General features: G+C 68.7%; 16 protein-coding genes. 9 read left to right on the top strand and 7 right to left on the bottom strand.

What is annotated here, in order from left to right; genetic code table 11:
• Positions 1–28: 28 nt before the first annotated feature.
• Positions 29–1,666 carry a long-chain fatty acid--CoA ligase gene (locus AB8M46_RS06935; RefSeq protein ID WP_394359862.1) on the bottom strand — a complete coding sequence of 546 codons (1,638 nt, stop codon included), beginning with the start codon at positions 1,664–1,666 and terminating at the stop codon, positions 29–31.
• A 450-nt stretch (positions 1,667–2,116) separates the two neighbouring features.
• Here AB8M46_RS06935 and mihF point away from each other — a divergent pair, with 450 nt between their 5' ends.
• Together mihF and AB8M46_RS06925 are read left to right on the top strand one after the other, a co-directional pair.
• Positions 2,117–2,428, top strand: a complete 312-nt coding sequence (gene mihF, locus AB8M46_RS06930) for an integration host factor, actinobacterial type (RefSeq protein WP_005155963.1) — start codon at positions 2,117–2,119, stop codon at positions 2,426–2,428.
• A gap of 105 nt (positions 2,429–2,533) precedes the next feature.
• A complete protein-coding gene (locus AB8M46_RS06925; RefSeq protein WP_394359861.1) occupies positions 2,534–3,682 on the top strand; it encodes an isochorismate synthase in 1,149 nt (382 codons plus the stop codon).
• Positions 3,683–3,751: 69 nt separating this feature from the next.
• Here AB8M46_RS06925 and AB8M46_RS06920 read toward each other — a convergent pair whose 3' ends face one another.
• The gene (locus AB8M46_RS06920; protein ID WP_394359860.1) at positions 3,752–4,441 is read right to left on the bottom strand and encodes a 4'-phosphopantetheinyl transferase family protein; all 690 of its coding nucleotides are present in this window, start codon (positions 4,439–4,441) and stop codon (positions 3,752–3,754) included.
• Positions 4,438–5,778: a cation:dicarboxylate symporter family transporter gene (locus tag AB8M46_RS06915; protein WP_378424681.1), complete on the bottom strand. Its 1,341-nt coding sequence runs from the start codon at positions 5,776–5,778 to the stop codon at positions 4,438–4,440. Before AB8M46_RS06915 ends, AB8M46_RS06920 begins: the two co-directional genes overlap by 4 nt.
• Positions 5,779–5,904: 126 nt before the next feature.
• Between AB8M46_RS06915 and AB8M46_RS06910 the strand changes: the two genes are divergently transcribed.
• On the top strand, positions 5,905–7,074 hold the full coding sequence (locus AB8M46_RS06910) for an acyl-CoA dehydrogenase family protein (RefSeq protein ID WP_037347957.1): 1,170 nt from the start codon (positions 5,905–5,907) through the stop codon (positions 7,072–7,074).
• A 71-nt stretch (positions 7,075–7,145) separates the two neighbouring features.
• Here AB8M46_RS06910 and AB8M46_RS06905 read toward each other — a convergent pair whose 3' ends face one another.
• Genes AB8M46_RS06905 through AB8M46_RS06890 form a run of 4 tightly spaced genes read right to left on the bottom strand, consistent with a single transcriptional unit; the run spans position 7,146 to position 10,489 of the window.
• Complete coding sequence (locus AB8M46_RS06905) at positions 7,146–7,475, bottom strand: hypothetical protein (RefSeq protein ID WP_007028628.1); 330 nt, start codon at positions 7,473–7,475, stop codon at positions 7,146–7,148.
• Between the two features lie 58 nt (positions 7,476–7,533).
• Positions 7,534–8,169: a TetR/AcrR family transcriptional regulator gene (locus AB8M46_RS06900; protein WP_394359859.1), complete on the bottom strand. Its 636-nt coding sequence runs from the start codon at positions 8,167–8,169 to the stop codon at positions 7,534–7,536.
• A 35-nt stretch (positions 8,170–8,204) separates the two neighbouring features.
• Positions 8,205–9,749, bottom strand: coding sequence for an ATP-dependent acyl-CoA ligase (locus AB8M46_RS06895; protein WP_394359858.1), 1,545 nt, complete (start codon positions 9,747–9,749; stop codon positions 8,205–8,207).
• Positions 9,746–10,489 (bottom strand): enoyl-CoA hydratase/isomerase family protein, encoded by a 744-nt coding sequence (locus AB8M46_RS06890; RefSeq protein ID WP_394359857.1) that lies wholly within the window; start codon positions 10,487–10,489, stop codon positions 9,746–9,748. The genes AB8M46_RS06895 and AB8M46_RS06890 overlap by 4 nt, the downstream gene beginning before the upstream one ends.
• Before the next feature lie 47 nt (positions 10,490–10,536).
• Between AB8M46_RS06890 and AB8M46_RS06885 the strand changes: the two genes are divergently transcribed.
• The 6 genes from AB8M46_RS06885 to AB8M46_RS06860 all read left to right on the top strand — a co-directional run bounded on the left by AB8M46_RS06885 (position 10,537) and on the right by AB8M46_RS06860 (position 15,766).
• Positions 10,537–12,126: an amidohydrolase gene (locus tag AB8M46_RS06885; protein ID WP_394359856.1), complete on the top strand. Its 1,590-nt coding sequence runs from the start codon at positions 10,537–10,539 to the stop codon at positions 12,124–12,126.
• A 5-nt stretch (positions 12,127–12,131) separates the two neighbouring features.
• Positions 12,132–12,581, top strand: coding sequence for a GNAT family N-acetyltransferase (locus AB8M46_RS06880; RefSeq protein WP_378424673.1), 450 nt, complete (start codon positions 12,132–12,134; stop codon positions 12,579–12,581).
• A 35-nt stretch (positions 12,582–12,616) separates the two neighbouring features.
• Entirely contained in the window at positions 12,617–13,300 is a 684-nt protein-coding gene (locus AB8M46_RS06875; protein ID WP_037347949.1) for a metal-dependent transcriptional regulator, read from the top strand.
• Between the two features lie 167 nt (positions 13,301–13,467).
• On the top strand, positions 13,468–13,848 hold the full coding sequence (locus AB8M46_RS06870) for a transcriptional regulator (protein WP_394360856.1): 381 nt from the start codon (positions 13,468–13,470) through the stop codon (positions 13,846–13,848).
• A gap of 9 nt (positions 13,849–13,857) precedes the next feature.
• A complete protein-coding gene (locus AB8M46_RS06865) occupies positions 13,858–14,916 on the top strand; it encodes a zinc-dependent alcohol dehydrogenase family protein (RefSeq protein WP_378424671.1) in 1,059 nt (352 codons plus the stop codon).
• 211 nt (positions 14,917–15,127) lie between these two features.
• Positions 15,128–15,766 (top strand): alpha-ketoglutarate-dependent dioxygenase AlkB family protein, encoded by a 639-nt coding sequence (locus AB8M46_RS06860; RefSeq protein ID WP_394359855.1) that lies wholly within the window; start codon positions 15,128–15,130, stop codon positions 15,764–15,766.
• Positions 15,767–16,431 lie beyond the last annotated feature (665 nt).

The following is a 16,431-nucleotide window of genomic DNA, read 5'->3' as shown; positions in this document are numbered from 1 at the left end:
AAGCGCAGGCGCGCGGGAGATTAACCCGTTAGAGCTGACTGACGTCGAGTTTGCCTTCGGAGTGGAACGCCCGCAGCCGCTTCTTGTCGAACTTGCCGACACTGGTCTTCGGGACTTCGTCCACAAAGGTCCAATTCTCCGGAAGCTGCCACTTGGCGACCTTGTCGGACAGGAAATCGCGCAGCTCTTCGGCCGTGACGCTCTGGCCCTCCTTGAGCACCACGGCGACCAGCGGGCGCTCGTCCCACTTCTCGTCGGGGATGCCGACCACGGCCGCCTCGGCCACCGCGGGATGCGCCATCACCTGGTTCTCCAGGTCGACCGACGAGATCCATTCGCCGCCGGACTTGATGACGTCCTTCGCGCGGTCGGTGAGCGTCAGGTAGCCGTCGGGGCTGATCTTGCCGACGTCGCCGGTGCGCAGCCAGCCGTCGTGGAACTTCTCCGGGTCGGGCTCGTCACCGGTCTTGCCGCCGTAGTACGACGCCGCGATCCACGGGCCCTGCACTTCGAGCTCGCCGACGCTTTCGTTGTCCCACGGCAGTTCCTCGCCGTCGTCGCCGATCAGCCTGGCGCTGACGGACGCCGGGAAGCGGCCTTGGGTGTAGCGGTAGTCCCACGCCTTCTCTCCGGTCGCGGAGGCGGGCGGACGCGCGACGCTGCCCAGCGGCGACGTCTCGGTCATGCCCCAGGCGTGCAGGATCGGCACGTTGTAGCGGTCTTCGAAGGCGTGCATCAGCGACGGCGGCGCCGCCGATCCGCCGACGACGACCTCACGCAGATGCGAGATGTCCTGCGGGTTCGCGTCGAGGTGGGAGAGCAGGCCCTGCCAGATGGTCGGGACGGCGCCGGCGAAGGTCGGCTTCTCCGCGGCGAGCATCTGGGCGATCGGCGCCGGCTGGAGGAAGCGGTCCGGCATGAGCAGCGAGGCGCCGACCATCAAGGCCGCGTACGGCATGCCCCACGCCATCGCGTGGAACATCGGGACGATCGCGAGGGCCTTGTCGTGCTGGGCCAGCCGCATGCTGTCGGACATCGTGACCTGCATCGAGTGCAGCCAGATCGACCGGTGGGAGTACGCGACGCCCTTCGGGTCACCCGTGGTGCCCGACGTGTAACACATCGCGGCGGCCGACCGCTCGTCCACCTCGGGCCAGTCGAAGGTGTCCGGCTGACCGGCGAGCAGTTCGTCGTAGGAGTGCACCTGGACGCCGTCGGGCGCCGGGAGGGTGGAGGCGTCGCCGTTGGCCACGATGACGTGACGCACGGTCTTCAGCTCGGGCAGCTGCTTGGCCAGCAGCGGGACGAGCGTGCCGTCGACGATGACGACCTGGTCTTCGGCGTGGTTGGCGACGAAGACGAGCTGCTCGGGGAACAGCCGGATGTTCAGTGTGTGCAGCACCGCGCCCATCGCCGGGATGGCCAGGTACGCGGCCATGTGCTCGGCGTTGTTCCACATGAAGGTGCCGACGCGCTGGTCGCCGGTGATGCCGAGGCTCCGGAGGGCGTTCGCGAGCTTCGCGGCGTGCTTGCCGAGTTCGCGGTAGGTCTCGCGGCGGGCTTCTGAACCGGTCCAGGTGATGACTTCGCTCTCGGAGTGCACCGTGGTGCCGTGGCGGAGCAGCCTGCCCAGTGACAGCTGCCCGTCCTGCATCGTGCTCAACATCGCGTACTCCCGTGGTGCTCGTTCTCCGGTGAACTGGGGTTGCGCCGACTCTAATCCGGGAGGGGTGAACCGGTCAGTAACATCGCAGGCAACCGTTCGGTCACAGTGTCGCGCTAACGGGTGTTCGCCGGTTCGGGCCAAGATCATCAATAATTCGTATTTTTCTTACCATGAAACGAAAAATGGCTGACTGTGCGAAGTGGTGACATCGCTCATAAGGGTGATGAACGCCGGTGAATCGCCGCTCGAACGGCGTGTTTCCGCAGGCTGGGGCGGGTTGCCCGTGGCGTGGTCGAGGGGTAATAAGTGCGTGTCGGTTTCACGGCCGAGGAACGGGTGGCGTTTACTGGAGCCGTGGTACAGAGACGGCTGGCCAGCGCTTGCTCTCGCAAGCATGGTTAAAGGCCGTCGGCCGCGAAAGCGGAGACCTGAGATGAAAGGACTACTACGTTGGCTCTGCCCACGTTGACTCCGGAGCAGCGCGCCGATGCCCTCGCCAAGGCGGCTGAGGCTCGCAAAGCGCGCTCCGAGCTGCTTGCGTCGATCAAGTCCGGCAAGGAGAGCATCGACAAGGTGCTCAAGCAGGCCAAGGAGAACAAGACCATCGGCAAGACGAAGGTCACGCAGCTGCTGAAGGCCGTGCCCGGCCTGGGCGCGGTCAAGGTCGCCGCCCTGCTGGAGCAGGCCGGCATCGACCCGGACCGGCGTGCCGCCGGCCTGGGCGAGCGGCAGCGTGAGGCCCTTCTCGAGGCGCTGAAGTAACGCTTCCGCAGGTCACGGGCTGTCCGGGGGAAGGTGTTGCCTGAGAGGCTGTTGCCCGGGCAACACTTTCCCCTGGTCTCAGCCGGAGCCTGGGACGCTGGTGGGGTGACGACCAGTACCGCACCGGCGACCCCGGCAGACCTGGCCGCCCGCTACGAGCGGGGCGACTTCCTCCTGGCCACGGCACGGCACGCGCTCCTCGCGAGCGGGGCCGTGGCCACCGCGACCGACACCGAGCCGTCGCGGCTGTCCGGGGCGCTCCCCGGGCTGTTCACCGACTCGGGTGCTTCGATCGCGGTCGGCGTGCTGCCCTTCGACACCAGTGACGCCACGTCGACACCGGGGCATCTGGTGCTCCCGCGCGCGGTCCACCGCGCGTCGTCCGACCACGCGGCCGTTCCGCCGCGCACCTCGCTTCCGCGGCCGGTCAAGGTCACACCCGTGCCCGAGCCGGAGGCCCATCTGGCCGCCGTCCGCACGGCCGTCGCGGCACTGAGCGACCGTGACCTGCGCAAAGTCGTCCTGGCCCGCGCTCTCGATCTCGACTTCGACGAGGCCGTCCCGGTCGCCGAAGTCGTCCGGAACCTGGCGAACGGGAACCCCCGGCACACCACGTACGCCGCGCAGCTGCCCGGTGGGCGCACGCTGGTCGGCGCCACCCCCGAACTCCTGCTCTCCCGCACCGGCGGCACCGTCGTGTCCCGGCCGCATGCCGGGTCGATGCCCCGGTCGGCGGACCCGGCGATCGACAAGGCGAACGGTGAGGCGTTGCTGGCGTCCGAAAAGGACCACGTCGAGCACGCCGTGGTGGTGGAGTCCGTCGTCGAGATCCTGCGGCCGTTCTGCCGCACGCTCGACGTCCGCGGCCCCGAGCTGGTCTCGACGCCGGCGATCTGGCATCTGTCGACGACGGTCACCGGCGAGCTGATCGACGAGGACGTCACCGCGCTGGACCTCGCCGCCGCGTTGCATCCCACGCCCGCGATCTGCGGCACGCCGACCGACGCCGCCCGCTCGCTGGTCCAGGAGCTTGAGCCGTTCGACCGCGCGTACTACGCGGGCGCCGTCGGCTGGGTCGACGCGGCGGGGGACGGCGAGTGGGCCGTCGGGATCCGGTGTGCGGAGATCGCCGACACCTCGATGCGGTTGTACGCCGGCGGCGGCATCGTGCCCGCCTCCGACCCGAAGACCGAACTCGACGAGACCTCGGCGAAGTTCCGCACCCTGCTGGCCGCGATGGGCCTCGAGATCTGACGCGTTTCGTCCTCTGGATGCGGTCCTTGCACACGCAAGTACCGCATCCAGAGGACGAAACGCGGGAGGTCAGAGGGGTGCGAAGTCTTCGGTGACCGTGATGTCGTCCGAAGTGATCAGCGCGACGGCGGCCCGGTAGCCCTCGGTCGCCTTCAGGTCCGCGAGCCGGGTCCGGTCCGGGTCGAGGGCCTCGTGGGTCGACCGGACCAGCCTCGCCTGCTCGTCGTAGCCGGAGAACGTGATGCTCTGCAGCGGGATCTTGAGGCCCTTCCCGGTGGCCTTCATGACCGCTTCCTTGCGCGTCCAGTAGGTGAAGAACGCCGTCGCGCGCCGCTCGTCGGAGAGCCCGGAGATCGCGGCCAGCTCGGCCGGGGTCAGCGCGTACTCCATGAGCGAGTCCTCGGCCCGCCTGGTGGCCGTCTCGACGTCGAGGCCGACCGGGGTGCCCGCGGTGGCCGCGACGCCGATGAGGTCGCCGGAATGCGAGATCGACAGCATCAGGGGCGCGCCGGGGACCTTGGGCCGCCCGTGCGGTTTGCCGCAGTCTTCGCAGGTCGCGTCGAAGCTCACGGCCTCGACGGCCAGGCCGAGCCGCTCGGCGGCGACGGTCTTCGCCAGCACCCGGCCGGTCAGGAACCGGCGTTTGTCGATGTCCTGGCGGTAGTTCGCGTACCGGCCCTGTTCCAGCTCGTCGAGCAGGGCCAGGAACCGGGGTTCAGCGGGCAGGGGCTCCGACCAGCGGACCGCGCATTCGATCACGTCTCCTTCTTACCCGATTCCGCGGTCGCCTCACTCGCGTTTTCGTCGAGCAGGGTCGCTTCGTCGAACGGTGACTCGCCGTTCAGCGTACGGTCGAGCTGCTCCCGGTCGATCTCGTTGGTCCAGGTGCCGATCAGCACGGTCGCGACGGCGTTGCCCGCGAAGTTCGTCAGCGCGCGGGCCTCGGACATGAACCGGTCGATGCCGACGATGAACCCGACGCCGTCGACCAGCTCCGGCCGGTGCGACGACAGCCCGCCCGCCAGCGTCGCGAGCCCCGCGCCGGTGACCCCGGCCGCGCCCTTCGACGCGATGATCATGAACACCAGCAACGAGATCTGCTCGCCGATGGTCAGCGGTTTGTCGAGCGCGTCCGCGATGAAGATGGACGCCATCGTCAGGTAGATCGCGGTGCCGTCGAGGTTGAACGAGTACCCGGTCGGCACGGTGATGCCGACGACCGGTTTGGAGACGCCGGCGTGCTCCATCTTCGCGATCAGCCGCGGCAGCGCCGATTCGGACGACGACGTCGACAGGATCAGCAGGAACTCGCGGCCGAGGTATTTCAGCAGCTTGAAGATGTTGACCCTGGCGAACACGCCGATGATCAGCCCGAGCACCACGAACACGAACAACCCGCAGGTGATGTAGAAGCCGAGCATGATCACCGCGAGGCTCTGCAGTGCCTTCCAGCCGGTCTCGCCGACGACGGCGGCGATCGCGCCGAACGCGCCGACCGGGGCCGCCCACATGATCATCGCCAGGATCCGGAACACGAGCCGCTGGATGTGCTCGATGCCGCGGCGGATCGGCTCGCCCTTGGTGCCCAGTTTCTGCAGCGCGAACCCGGCGAGCAGCGCGACCAGCAGCGTCTGCAGCACCTCGCCCTCGGTGAACGCCGAGACCAGCGTCTTCGGGATGATCCCGAGCAGGAACTCGACGGTGCCCTCGCTCTTGGCGATCTGGTCCTGTCCCTTTTCGGCGATCTCGGGCGTCAGGTGCAGGCCGGTGCCGGGCTGCAGGAGGTTGCCCACGACCAGGCCGATGACCAGCGCGACCGTCGACATGATCAGGAAGTAGCCGATCGCGAGCCCGCCGACGCGGCCGACCTTCGCGGCCTTCGCCACCGAGCCGACGCCGAGCGCGATCGTGCAGAAGATGATCGGCGAGATCATCATCTTGATCAGGTTCACGAACCCGGTCCCGAGCGGCTTCAGTTCCTTGCCGAGGGCCGGGAACAGGATGCCGACCGCGATGCCGAGCCCCACCGCCACGATGACGGCTATGTACAGGTAGTGGGTGCGATCCCGCTTCGTCGCGGGTGCTGCCGTGCTCATGGGTGCCCTTCGACGAGACGGGAACAGGTTGCGAAAACTTATGACAACTCCTCGGCTAACGACAACCGAAGCGGTACGCTGAACTAAGCGAGCGCTTAGTCACTGTCGAACAGGAGCGGGCTGACCATGGATTTCTCTCTGAGCGTCGAGGAACGCGAGGTGCGCGACTGGGTCCGCACGTTCGTCCAGCGCGACCTCATGCCGCGTGAGCAGGAGGTGCTGCGCCGCGAACGCGCCGGTCAGCCCGGCCTGACCGCCGACGAGCTGCGCGAGCTGCAGCTGAAGGCCAAGGAGTCCGGGTTCTGGGGTGTGCAGACGCCGGAGGAGTACGGCGGCATGGGCCTGTCCGCGGTGATGACCGCGCTGCTGGAGGCCGAACTCGGCCGCACGTTCGTGCCGTTCCGCTTCGGTGGCGCCGCGGACAACATCCTGTACTACGCCAACGACGAGCAGAAGGAGCGCTACCTGCTCCCGACGATCTCGGGCGAGCGCAAATCGTGCTTCGCGATCACCGAACCCGGTGCGGGTTCGGACGCCAAGGCCATCCGGACCTCCGCCCGCAAGGACGGCACCGACTGGGTCATCAACGGCGAGAAGACCTTCATCACCGGCGGTAACGAGGCCGACTTCGTGATGGTCTTCGCGATCACCGATCCGGAGAAGGGCGCGAACGGCGGCGTCACCTGCTTCCTCGTCGACCGTGACGCGGGCTGGAAGTCCGAATACATCGACACCATGGGCGAATGGGGCCCGGCGGCGCTGGTCTTCGAGGACGTCCGCGTGCCGGAGACGCAGATCCTCGGCGAGCTCGGCCACGGGTTCGACCTGGCCATGCAGTGGATCGGGGCGGGCCGCTACCTGCTGCCCGCCCGCGCCATCGGCTCCTGCGAGCGGCTGATCTCGATGGCCATCGAGCACGCCAACACGCGGGAGACGTTCGGACAGAAGATCGCCGAGCGCCAGGCCATCCAGTGGATGATCGCGGATTCCGGCACCGAGCTCGAGGCGCTGCGCTGGCTGGTGCTGCACGCCGCCTGGCAGGTCGACCAGAAGCTGGACTCGCGGCACGCGCAGTCGATGGCGAAGCTGTACGGCGGGGTGAAGGCGAACGAGATCGTCGACCGCGTCCTGCAGATCCACGGCGGAATGGGCTACACGCGGGAACTGCCGGTCGAGCGGTGGTATCGCGAACTGCGGCTGCTGCGGATCTACGAGGGCACCGACGAGATCCAGCGCCGGACCATCGCGCGCAACCTGCTCAAGGGGCACGTCAAGGTCGGCGGCACGCTGGGCTGACGCTCACCCGTGCAATGAACGGGCCGTTCCTCGCAGATTTCGCAAGGAACGGCCCGTTCATCGCGTCGGCCCTAGTCTTCTTCCTTCTGGTTCCGCATCGCGATCGGGACCCCGGCCAGGTCCTCCTCGTTGCAGAGCAGTTTCACGTCGTAGTAGGGCGAACCCTTGCGGTCGTCATAGTCGAGATGGACGGCCAGCACATCGACCGGTTCCCCGAGCCACTCCTGAGCCTGGCGTAGCCATGTCGCGCACCGTTCGAGCGCCGTGGGCAGGTCGTCGTCGCGGAAGCCCACCGGGCGGTAGGGGACGTCCTGCACCTGATCACGGGGGTTCGAAGGCACCGGCAACGCCGGCGAGAGACCCGAGTCGTCCAGTTCGAGTTGGATCGTTTGCTCAGTCACCCTTCGAGCGTCCCCCAGAGAAGCCGTCTGAGCAAGGCGTACAGACCTAAAGTCGCCGCTAAACGGGCACTCGCCACACTCCTGAGACCACTTCACGGCAGTTTTGCAACGCTGTGACGTCCAACTGCCGATCGCAGGCGAGCGCCCGGAGCGCCAATCCGGCGTAATGGGCGGCCAGCTGATCCAGGGTGAGCGGCCCCTTCGGCGAATACCAGCGCGCGACCCCGCTGCACATCTCCACCAGCGCGAGCCGGGTGACCGACGGCTGATCGGTGTGGAAGACGCCGGCCGCGACACCGTCTTCGATGGCGTCCGCCCACAGCTTTTCGTAGGCGTCGCGCAGCCCCACCACCCCGGCCCTGGCGCCGGGGGTGAGCGCGTGGACCTCGTTGTCGACCACCCGGGTGTCATCCGGCTGGATGGCGTGCGCGAGCACGTGCAGCGCCACCAGGGATCCGAGCCGTGACACGGGATCGGTGAGCCCGGTGGTCGCCTGCTCGGCCGCGTCGAGCAGGCGCCGCAGCGACTCGTTCATGATGGCGACCAGCAGGTCCTCTTTGGTGCCCATGTAGTGGTACAGGCTGGCGGACGACAGCTCCGCCTCCTGGGCCAGATCCCGGATGCCGGTGCCGTGGAACCCCTTGGCGGCGAACAGTTTCACCGCCGCCTGGCGGACCCTTTCCCGGGTGTTCACGACCCGAGGTTCTTTTTCCCGCCGAGGGTCCATGTTCAGAGCCATGTCTCGGTGGTCCTGTCCCAAGAACCGGCGCGGAGGTCTTCCGCCTTCTTGAGCTCGCCCTTCGCGACCCGTTCCGACGGTGTCATCGGCAGTTCCGTGACGATGGTCCAGAACCGGGGGACCTTGAAGTAGGCCAGCTTCGCCGAACAGAACTCCGCCAGCTCGGCCGGTTCGCACCGGTGCCCCTCGTTCTCGTCGAGGACGAGGTACGCCTTGACCTCTTCGCCGCGGATGTCGTCCGGCACCGCGATGACGGCCGCGAGCTTGACCGCGGGATGCAGCTGCAGTGCCCGCTCGACCTCGTCGGCGGAGATGTTCTCCCCGCTGCGGCGGATCATGTCCTTGGTGCGGCCCACGTAGTACACGCGGCCTTGGTCGTCCACTGTGGCCAGGTCGCCGGTGTGGAACCAGCCGCCGTCGAAGGCGCGCCTGGTCGCTTCGGGATCGTCGTGGTAGCCGTGCATCAGACCGACTCCGCGGATCAGCAGCTCGCCGGTTTCCCCGCGCGGCAGCGGTTTCCCGTCGGCGCCCGCGATCATCACCTCGCGGGTGGGCGCCGGCCTGCCGAGGCAGCCGGTGCCGACGGTCTCCTCGTGATCCGCCGGGTACATCCGGATGTCGCCGCCGGTCTCGGTCATGCCGAAGGCCTCGAACCACGGTGCGCCCCAGCGTGCTTCGAGCGCGGCGTGCAGGTCACGCGGGATGGCCGAAGCGCAGATCGCGCGGACCTGGTGTGCCTTGTCGAGCTCGCTTTCCGGCTGGCGCAGCAGAAGGGTCGGCATCAGCCCGAGGCAGTAGAACCAGGTGACCCCGTGTTCGCGGATCTTCTCCCAGAACGTCGACGGGTGGAAACGGTCGAGCACCACCAGGGTCGCACCGCCCGCGAGCCCCAGCGCCACGTTCCACTGTGGATCGATGTAGTGGAACGGTTGCGCGGTCAGGATGACGTCGTCCGCGCCGACCGCCGGGAAGTCGGTGGCCAGGCTGATCGCCAGTGTCGTCCAATACCTGTTCGGCAACACGCAGCCCTTGGGCGCGCCCGTGGTGCCCGAGGTGTACTGGATGTTGACCGGGCGTTCGCCTTCGCTCGCGAACTCCGGGACATTTCCCGAGCCGGTGAGTTCGCCGGGCGTGAGCACCCGTTCCAGCGAGGTCTCCGGCGCGATCTTGTTCAGCAGCTCCAGGAATTCCTCGGCGGCGACGGCGAACCGGGCGCCGGAATGGCGCAGCACGTGGGCGCCGTCGAACTCGCGGTATCCGGTGTTGACCGGGACGAGCACCCCGCCGATCTTGGCCAAGGCCAGCCACAGCAACGGGAATTCGGGCTGGTTGCGCAGCATCACCGCGACCCGGTCGCCCGGTGTCACGCCGAGGTCGAGCAGCGCGCGGGCGTACTCCGTGCTGCGCGCGTCGACGTCGGCGAAGGTGAGGCTTTCCCCGGTGGCGTCGAAGATCCACGCCGTCTTGTCCGGCCAGAGCGCGGCGGCCCTCGTGGTCAGGCCGGAGAGAGTGTCGATGCCGGCGAGCGAGGTCATGACCGGCTCCGGAAGGCCTCGGACGAAGCGGCGACCTCGGCGGAGTGTTCGGTGATCAGCGCGTGGCTGACTTCGAGTTCGAGCGCGGCTTCGAGCGAGCTGTCGATGCCGGAGTCGAGCGCGCGTTTGGCCATCGTGGCCGCGGCTGCCGGGTGGGAGGCGATCTTGGTCGCCCACGCGAGCGCGGTGTCCATCAGGTCGTCGGCGGGTACGGCGGCGTTGACCAGGCCGAGTTCGTACGCCTCGGTGCCGCTCACGCGTTCACCCAGCAGGAGGAGTTCCTTGGCCTTCAGGGGGCCGACCAGCAGCGGCAGCAACCGCGACGCCGCACCCGTGACGCTCAGGCCCAGGGAGACCTCGGGGAAGGCGAACGCCGCGTCTTCGGCGGCGAGGATCAGGTCGCAGCCCATCGCGAACTCCGCGCCCGCGCCGATCGCGTAGCCGTGGACGGCGGCGATGACAGGCTGGCGGAGGCCGCGAAGGCGGCGCGTCACGTCCTGTAGCCGGTCGAGTCGCGGGCGTGAATCACCCTCCGGGGTGGGCTCCTTCAGGTCGTGGCCGGCACAGAACGCGCGCCCGCGACCGGCGAGCACGACGGCGCGCGCGTCCGACTTGGCGGCCGCGTCGAGCGCCTCCAGCAGGTCGTCGACCAGTTCGGCGACCACCGCGTTCAGCCGTTCGGGGCGGTTCAGCCAGATCACAGCGATTCCGTCGTCGAGTGCGTAGTCCACGGTGCTCATGACGCCGAGCCTAGACGACCGATCGATCGATCGATAGAGTCGAAATCATGCGGGTCGACACGGTCTACGAGAACGCCCGATTCCTCACTGGAACGGGGGAATCCGTAGCGCTTGCCGCGCTGAACGGACGGATTGTGGCGTTAGGCCACGATGCGGCCGCGCTTTCCGCACAGCGGCGCGTGGACCTCGGCGGCTCGGTGGTGGTACCCGGCTTCCACGACGCGCACAACCACATGGCCTGGTTCGGCATGGCGCTCGACGACGTCGCCCTTTCGGACTGCCGCAGCGTCGACGAGGTGTACGACGCCATCGCGCTGCGCGCGGCCGAGACCCCGCCGGGTGGCTGGATCATCGGCAGCGGCTACGACCAGAACAAGCTCGTCGGCGGTCATCCGACGAGGCAGGGTCTCGACCGGGCCGCCCCCGGGCACCTCGTACGGCTCAAGCACACGTCCGGGCATATGACCGTGGTCAACTCCGCGGTGCTGGAGCGACTGGACCTGGGCGACGTGCCCGTCGGCGGTGACGTCGTCCGCGACGAGGATGGTTCCCCGACCGGGCTGCTGCGGGAACAGGCCCAGCTCATGCTGCGGCCGCTGACCTATCCGACGCCGGTCGAGCGGGTCGTCCGCGGGCTGGACCGGGCGAGCGAGCGCTACCTGGCCGAGGGCATCACGAGCGTCCAGGAGGCCGGGATCGGCGGGGGTCTCGTGGGGGAGACCCCCGCCGAACTGGCCGCGTACCAGCTGGCGCGCGAACGCGGGGTGCTGCGGGTGCGGAGCACGGTGATGGTCGCGGCGAGCGTGCTCCACGACCTCGACGCGGGGGCCGGCTTCGGCTTGGACCTGGGGATGCGCACCGGCTTCGGCGACGAATGGCTGCGGATCGGCGCTATGAAGCTGTTCGCCGACGGCTCGCTGATCGGCCGCACCTGCGCCATGCACGAGCCGTTCGCCGGCGAAACGGACAACGTCGGCTACTTCCAGGTGCCCGAGGACGAGATCGCGCGGACGATCGCCGCCGCGCACAAGGCGGGCTGGCAGATCGCGACGCACGCCATCGGCGACCGCGCGATCACCGTCGTCCTCGACGCCTACGAAGCCGCGCTGAAGGCCGATCCGCGTCCCGGCCACCGGCACCGCATCGAGCACTGCGCGGTGCTGCGGCCCGAGGAGCTGAAGAGGCTGGCGTCCCTGGGGTTGATCGCCTCGCCGCAGGGCCGGTTCGTCAACGAGATCGGCGACGGGATGCGGGCCGCCCTCGGCCCCGAGCGCGAGCCGTGGTGCTACCGGCTCAAGAGCCTGCTGGACGCGGGATGCGTGCTGCCCGCCAGCTCGGACCGCCCGGTCGTCGAGGGCGCGCCGCTGCTCGCGCTGGCCGACATGGTGCGGCGGAAGACCGCGTCCGGGGTCGTGCTGGGGCCCGATGAGCGGCTCACCCCCGCCGAAGCCCTGCGCGCGTACACCTACGGATCCGCGTACGCCGCTTTCGCCGAGAAGGACCTGGGCACGCTGGAGGTCGGCAAGCTCGCGGACTTCGCCGTCCTCTCGGCCGATCCGACCGACGAGTCCACTTTGGATTCGATCCACGTCGTCGCCACCGCGGTCGGCGGCGACATCGTCTACGAACGGAGCTGAGACCCATGCCGGTGCGGGACGCGGTCGCGGACGACATCGAGGAGATCTGCGCGCTCATCGAAGAGCACGCCGTCTACGAGGACAAACACGATCTGAAGCTCGACAGGCAGGAGATGGCCGGGTTCCTCTTCGGGCCCGATCCGAAGGCCTGGGTGCTGCTGGCCACCCCGCCGGACGAGCCGGGCAAGGTCGCCGGCTTCGCCTTCTGCAGCTGGAACTTCTCCACCTGGGAGGCCCGGCCGGGGATCTGGCTCGACGACCTCTTCGTACGCCCTGAGCACCGGCGTTTCGGCCTCGGACGCGAGCTGCTCGAAGAGCTGAGCGCGCGGACCCCCGGCCGGGTCGAATGGGACATGCAGGAGGGCAACGAGAAGGGCGAGGCGTTCTACGCCCAGCTCGGCGCCGAACCCGTCCCCGGCTGGATCCGGTACCGCTGGCGGCCGCACGCTGGGTGATCCGCGACCGGGCGGCAAGCCGTAAACTCGCAGTCATGGGTGAAGGGGCAAGTCGCAGGTCGTCGTCCGTGGAGGACTACGTCCGGGTGATCTACGGGCTGGTGGAGCGCGGCGAGGCCGTCACCAACACGTCGCTGGCCGGACGGCTGGAGGTCAGCCCGTCGTCGGCGTCCGGCATGGTCACCAAACTGTCCCAGCTGGGGCTGGTCGCGCACGTCCCGTACCGCGGCATCGAGCTGACCACCGAGGGCAGGCTGCTGGCCCGCTCGGTGCTTCGCCGCCACCGGCTGATCGAGACCTACCTGGTGTCCGAACTCGGCTACACCTGGGATGAGGTGCACTCGGAGGCCGACGCGCTCGAACACGCGGTGTCGGACCGGCTCGTCGAGCGGATCGCGGCGAAGCTCGGCAACCCGATGCGCGACCCACACGGCGACCCCATCCCCGCCCCCGACGGCAGCGTCGAGGAGATGCCGATGCGCATCCTCGACGACCTCCCGCCCGGCGCGGTCGGCGAGATCGTCCGCGTCTGGGACACCGATCCGGAACTCCTGCGCTACCTGACCGAGCATTCGATCGGCCTCGGCGAACGGATCGAGGTCGTCGAGCGCCAGCCGTTCGGCGGCCCCATGGTGGTCAAGGTCGGCTCGCCGCCCGACGCGGCCACGCACGCGATCGGCAAGGAGATCGCGCAAGCCCTGTCGGTCGCCCTGCGCTGAATCGTGTCCATTGTGGACCGGTATCCGCCGGGGTGGGAATTTTCCTACGTCTCTGCATAATTACGTCACCCGCCTGCCGCGCCGATAGGTGATCTAAGGCCCTTCCGATCATGTGTTTCCCCGCCTAGGCTGCGCATTTCCGGGTGGCTAGCGAGCGTGCGAAGGCGATGAAGATGACCGGTCAGCGGACACACACCATCGACCGGGGGGTGGCGGAAGGACGTGAACTCAGGCGGCTTTTGGAGACCGGGCCGTTCGCGGACGCCCTCAGGGCGGCGATCAGGGCGAGGGGCCTCGGGCTCGATCGGATCCGGTACCGGCTGAGAGGACGGGGGTGTTCGGTCAGCCTCGCGACCCTGAGCCATTGGCAGTCGGGGCGTTGCCGTCCCGAACGGCCGGAATCCCTGCTGGTGCTCAAGAATCTCGAGGAGGTTCTCGGGGTGCCGCCGGAGTCGCTGTCGCGGCTTCTCGGGCCGCCGCGCGGGCGGTCGGCCCGGTGTACGGTGCCCGGCGAGGGCCTCGTGATGCCGAGAGGCCGGGACACTTAGGGAGCGCGAGTGCGGGCGGTCGTCTTCGAGGAGTTCGGGGTGCTGCCCGAGGTACGCGAGGTGCCGGATCCGGTCGCGCCGCCGGGCGGGGTGGTGATCGCCGTCGAGGCGACCGGGGTGTGCCGCAGCGACTGGCACTCCTGGCAGGGGCACGACACGTCGGTGAAACTGCCGCACGTCGCCGGGCACGAACTCGCCGGCCGGATCGCGTCGCTCGGCGAGGGCGTCCGTGGCTGGTCGGCGGGTGACCGGGTGACCGTGCCGTTCGTCTGCGCGTGCGGCACCTGTGCCCAGTGCGCCGCCGGTGACCAGCAGATCTGCGACCGCGAGTTCCAGCCGGGCGCGACCCACTGGGGCTCGTTCGCCGAGTACGTGGCCATCGAAAACGCCGAGGTCAACCTCGTCGCGCTCCCGGACTCCCTGTCCGCGGCCGAGGCGGCGGCGCTGGGTTGCCGGTTCGGGACGGCGTTCCGGGCCGTGCTGCGCCAGGGTGGGGTCCGGCCGGGTCAGTGGGTCGCGGTCTACGGCTGCGGTGGCGTCGGCGTCTCGTCGATCCTGCTGGCCGTCGCGGCCGGAGCGTCCGTTGTCGCCGTCGACCCGTCTCCGCACGCCAGGGCGCTGGCTTCGCGGATGGGCGCCGCTTTGGTCGTCGATCCCTCGGCGTTCGAGGGGCATGAGGCGATCTCAGCGCGCGTCCGGGAGCTGACCGGCGGCGGCGCGCACGTCTCGCTCGACTGCCTCGGCTCGCCGACCACCTGCGCCGCCTCGATCGGGAGCCTCCGCAAACGCGGACGGCACGTCCAGGCCGGTCTGATGCCGCCCGCGCAGGGCATCGCGCCGATCCCGATGCACCGGGTGATCGGCGGGGAACTGGAGATCGTCGGCATCCACGGCCTGCAGGCGCACGAGTACCCCGAGATGCTGCGGGTGGTGGAGACGGCCGGGATCGACCTCGAAGGCATGATCGGCAAGCGGGTCGGCCTCGACGACGTCCCCGCGGTGCTCGCGGAGATGAACGATCCGGTGCCCGCGCGGGCCGGGGTGACCGTGGTCGAATTCGCACAGTGACCGGGTGAACGCACTGCGGTCAACCGGCCGATCGGAGTAGTCCGAAAGGTGGCTTCCGCGGCCGCTTTGTGGCAGCTTGCTTGGCCGTGACAGTCATGGATGCCCCGGTGGGACCCCGATTCGGCCGTCGCGTGCTGCGCTGGTTCACCACCGCCGGTGTCATGGTGCGGGGCCACCGGATCATCGGCGCGCGCCCTGGCAGACTCGACGTGTGGACGCGCTGATCCCTCGCCCGCGGACCGAAGTCGCGCCCGGCGCGGTGCATGTTCCGGACTGGCTCGACCTCGACGGGCAACGGCGCCTGGTCGAAGCCTGCCGCGGCTGGCGCGGTTACCGGCGGACGCGGCTGCCGAACGGCGGCGTCATGTCGGTGCGGACGGTCTGTCTCGGCTGGCACTGGCATCCGTACCGGTACGCGAAGGTGACCGATGACGGCTCTCCGGTGCTTCCTTTTCCTTCGTGGCTGGGGGACCTGGGGCGACAGGCGGTTTCGGCCGCTTACGGTCCGACGCCGTACGAGCCGGACATCGCGCTGGTGAACTTCTACGACTCCGCCGCGAAAATGGGGCAGCATCAGGACAAGGACGAGGCTTCGCTGCAGCCCGTGGTGTCGTTGAGCCTCGGGGACGCCTGCGTCTTCCGGTTCGGGAACACGACCGATCGCGGGCGGCCCTACACGGATGTGGATCTGCGCTCGGGGGATCTGTTCGTGTTCGGCGGGGAGTCGCGGCTGGCCTTCCACGGGGTGCCCCGGGTGCTGCCGGGGACGGCCGATCCGGCGCTGGGTCTGGTGGGGCGGCTGAACATCACCTTGCGGGTCTCGGGCCTCGTGAGTGGTAAGGACGGTTAGTGGGGCCGGCCTTGCTCGGGGTTGCGAAAGCCACTTTCGCAACGTTGAAGGTTGCGAAAGTGGCTTTCGCAACGTCGGCCGTGGCCGGGCCCGGTACCCCCCTGGCGACACACCTCCAGCACCTCCACGGACCGTAAGCCGGTGGGTAGCCAAGACACCCGTGGTCAGAACCGTCCTTACCGCTCATGAGAGGCGGAACCGCACCCGCTACCCCGGCCGCACCTGCGCGGCCAGATCCAGATCCGATTCCTCCGCCACCGCCATCATCGGATGTTCGGCCAGGGTTCCGGCAAAGTCGTCTATTCACTGGTCAACTGGGCGACGGAGGGGCTCGTCATGGTGGCCTTGGCTGTCCAAAGAGGACACTTATCGAGATAATCGTGCCCGATTTGGTCGTTTTTCCGAGGGGTCGTGAGTGGTAAAGAGCGTTAGAACCCTCTTTGCCACTCACGACCCTAATCGTGAACCGTGCGTATAAGCACAAAACGGACATTCTCCTGTCGTCTGGTGTCCTTTATGGACATCGTCCGTTCAAGCCTCCTGGCACCGACCGGCGCTTATGCGACTTTGCCGGGGTCCTGACCTTGACGGTAGGGAAGGAGGCCTTCACTACCTCTCCGGCGTGCCTCATTGGCGAGCTGAATGGTCGTGGTGCGTGTCGTTTG

It is taken from the genome of Amycolatopsis sp. SB7-3, assembly GCF_041021335.1.
Lineage (GTDB): Bacteria > Actinomycetota > Actinomycetes > Mycobacteriales > Pseudonocardiaceae > Amycolatopsis > Amycolatopsis japonica.
The sequence above is the reverse complement of the archived record's forward strand: the minus strand, read 5'-3'. Positions and strand labels throughout refer to the sequence as shown.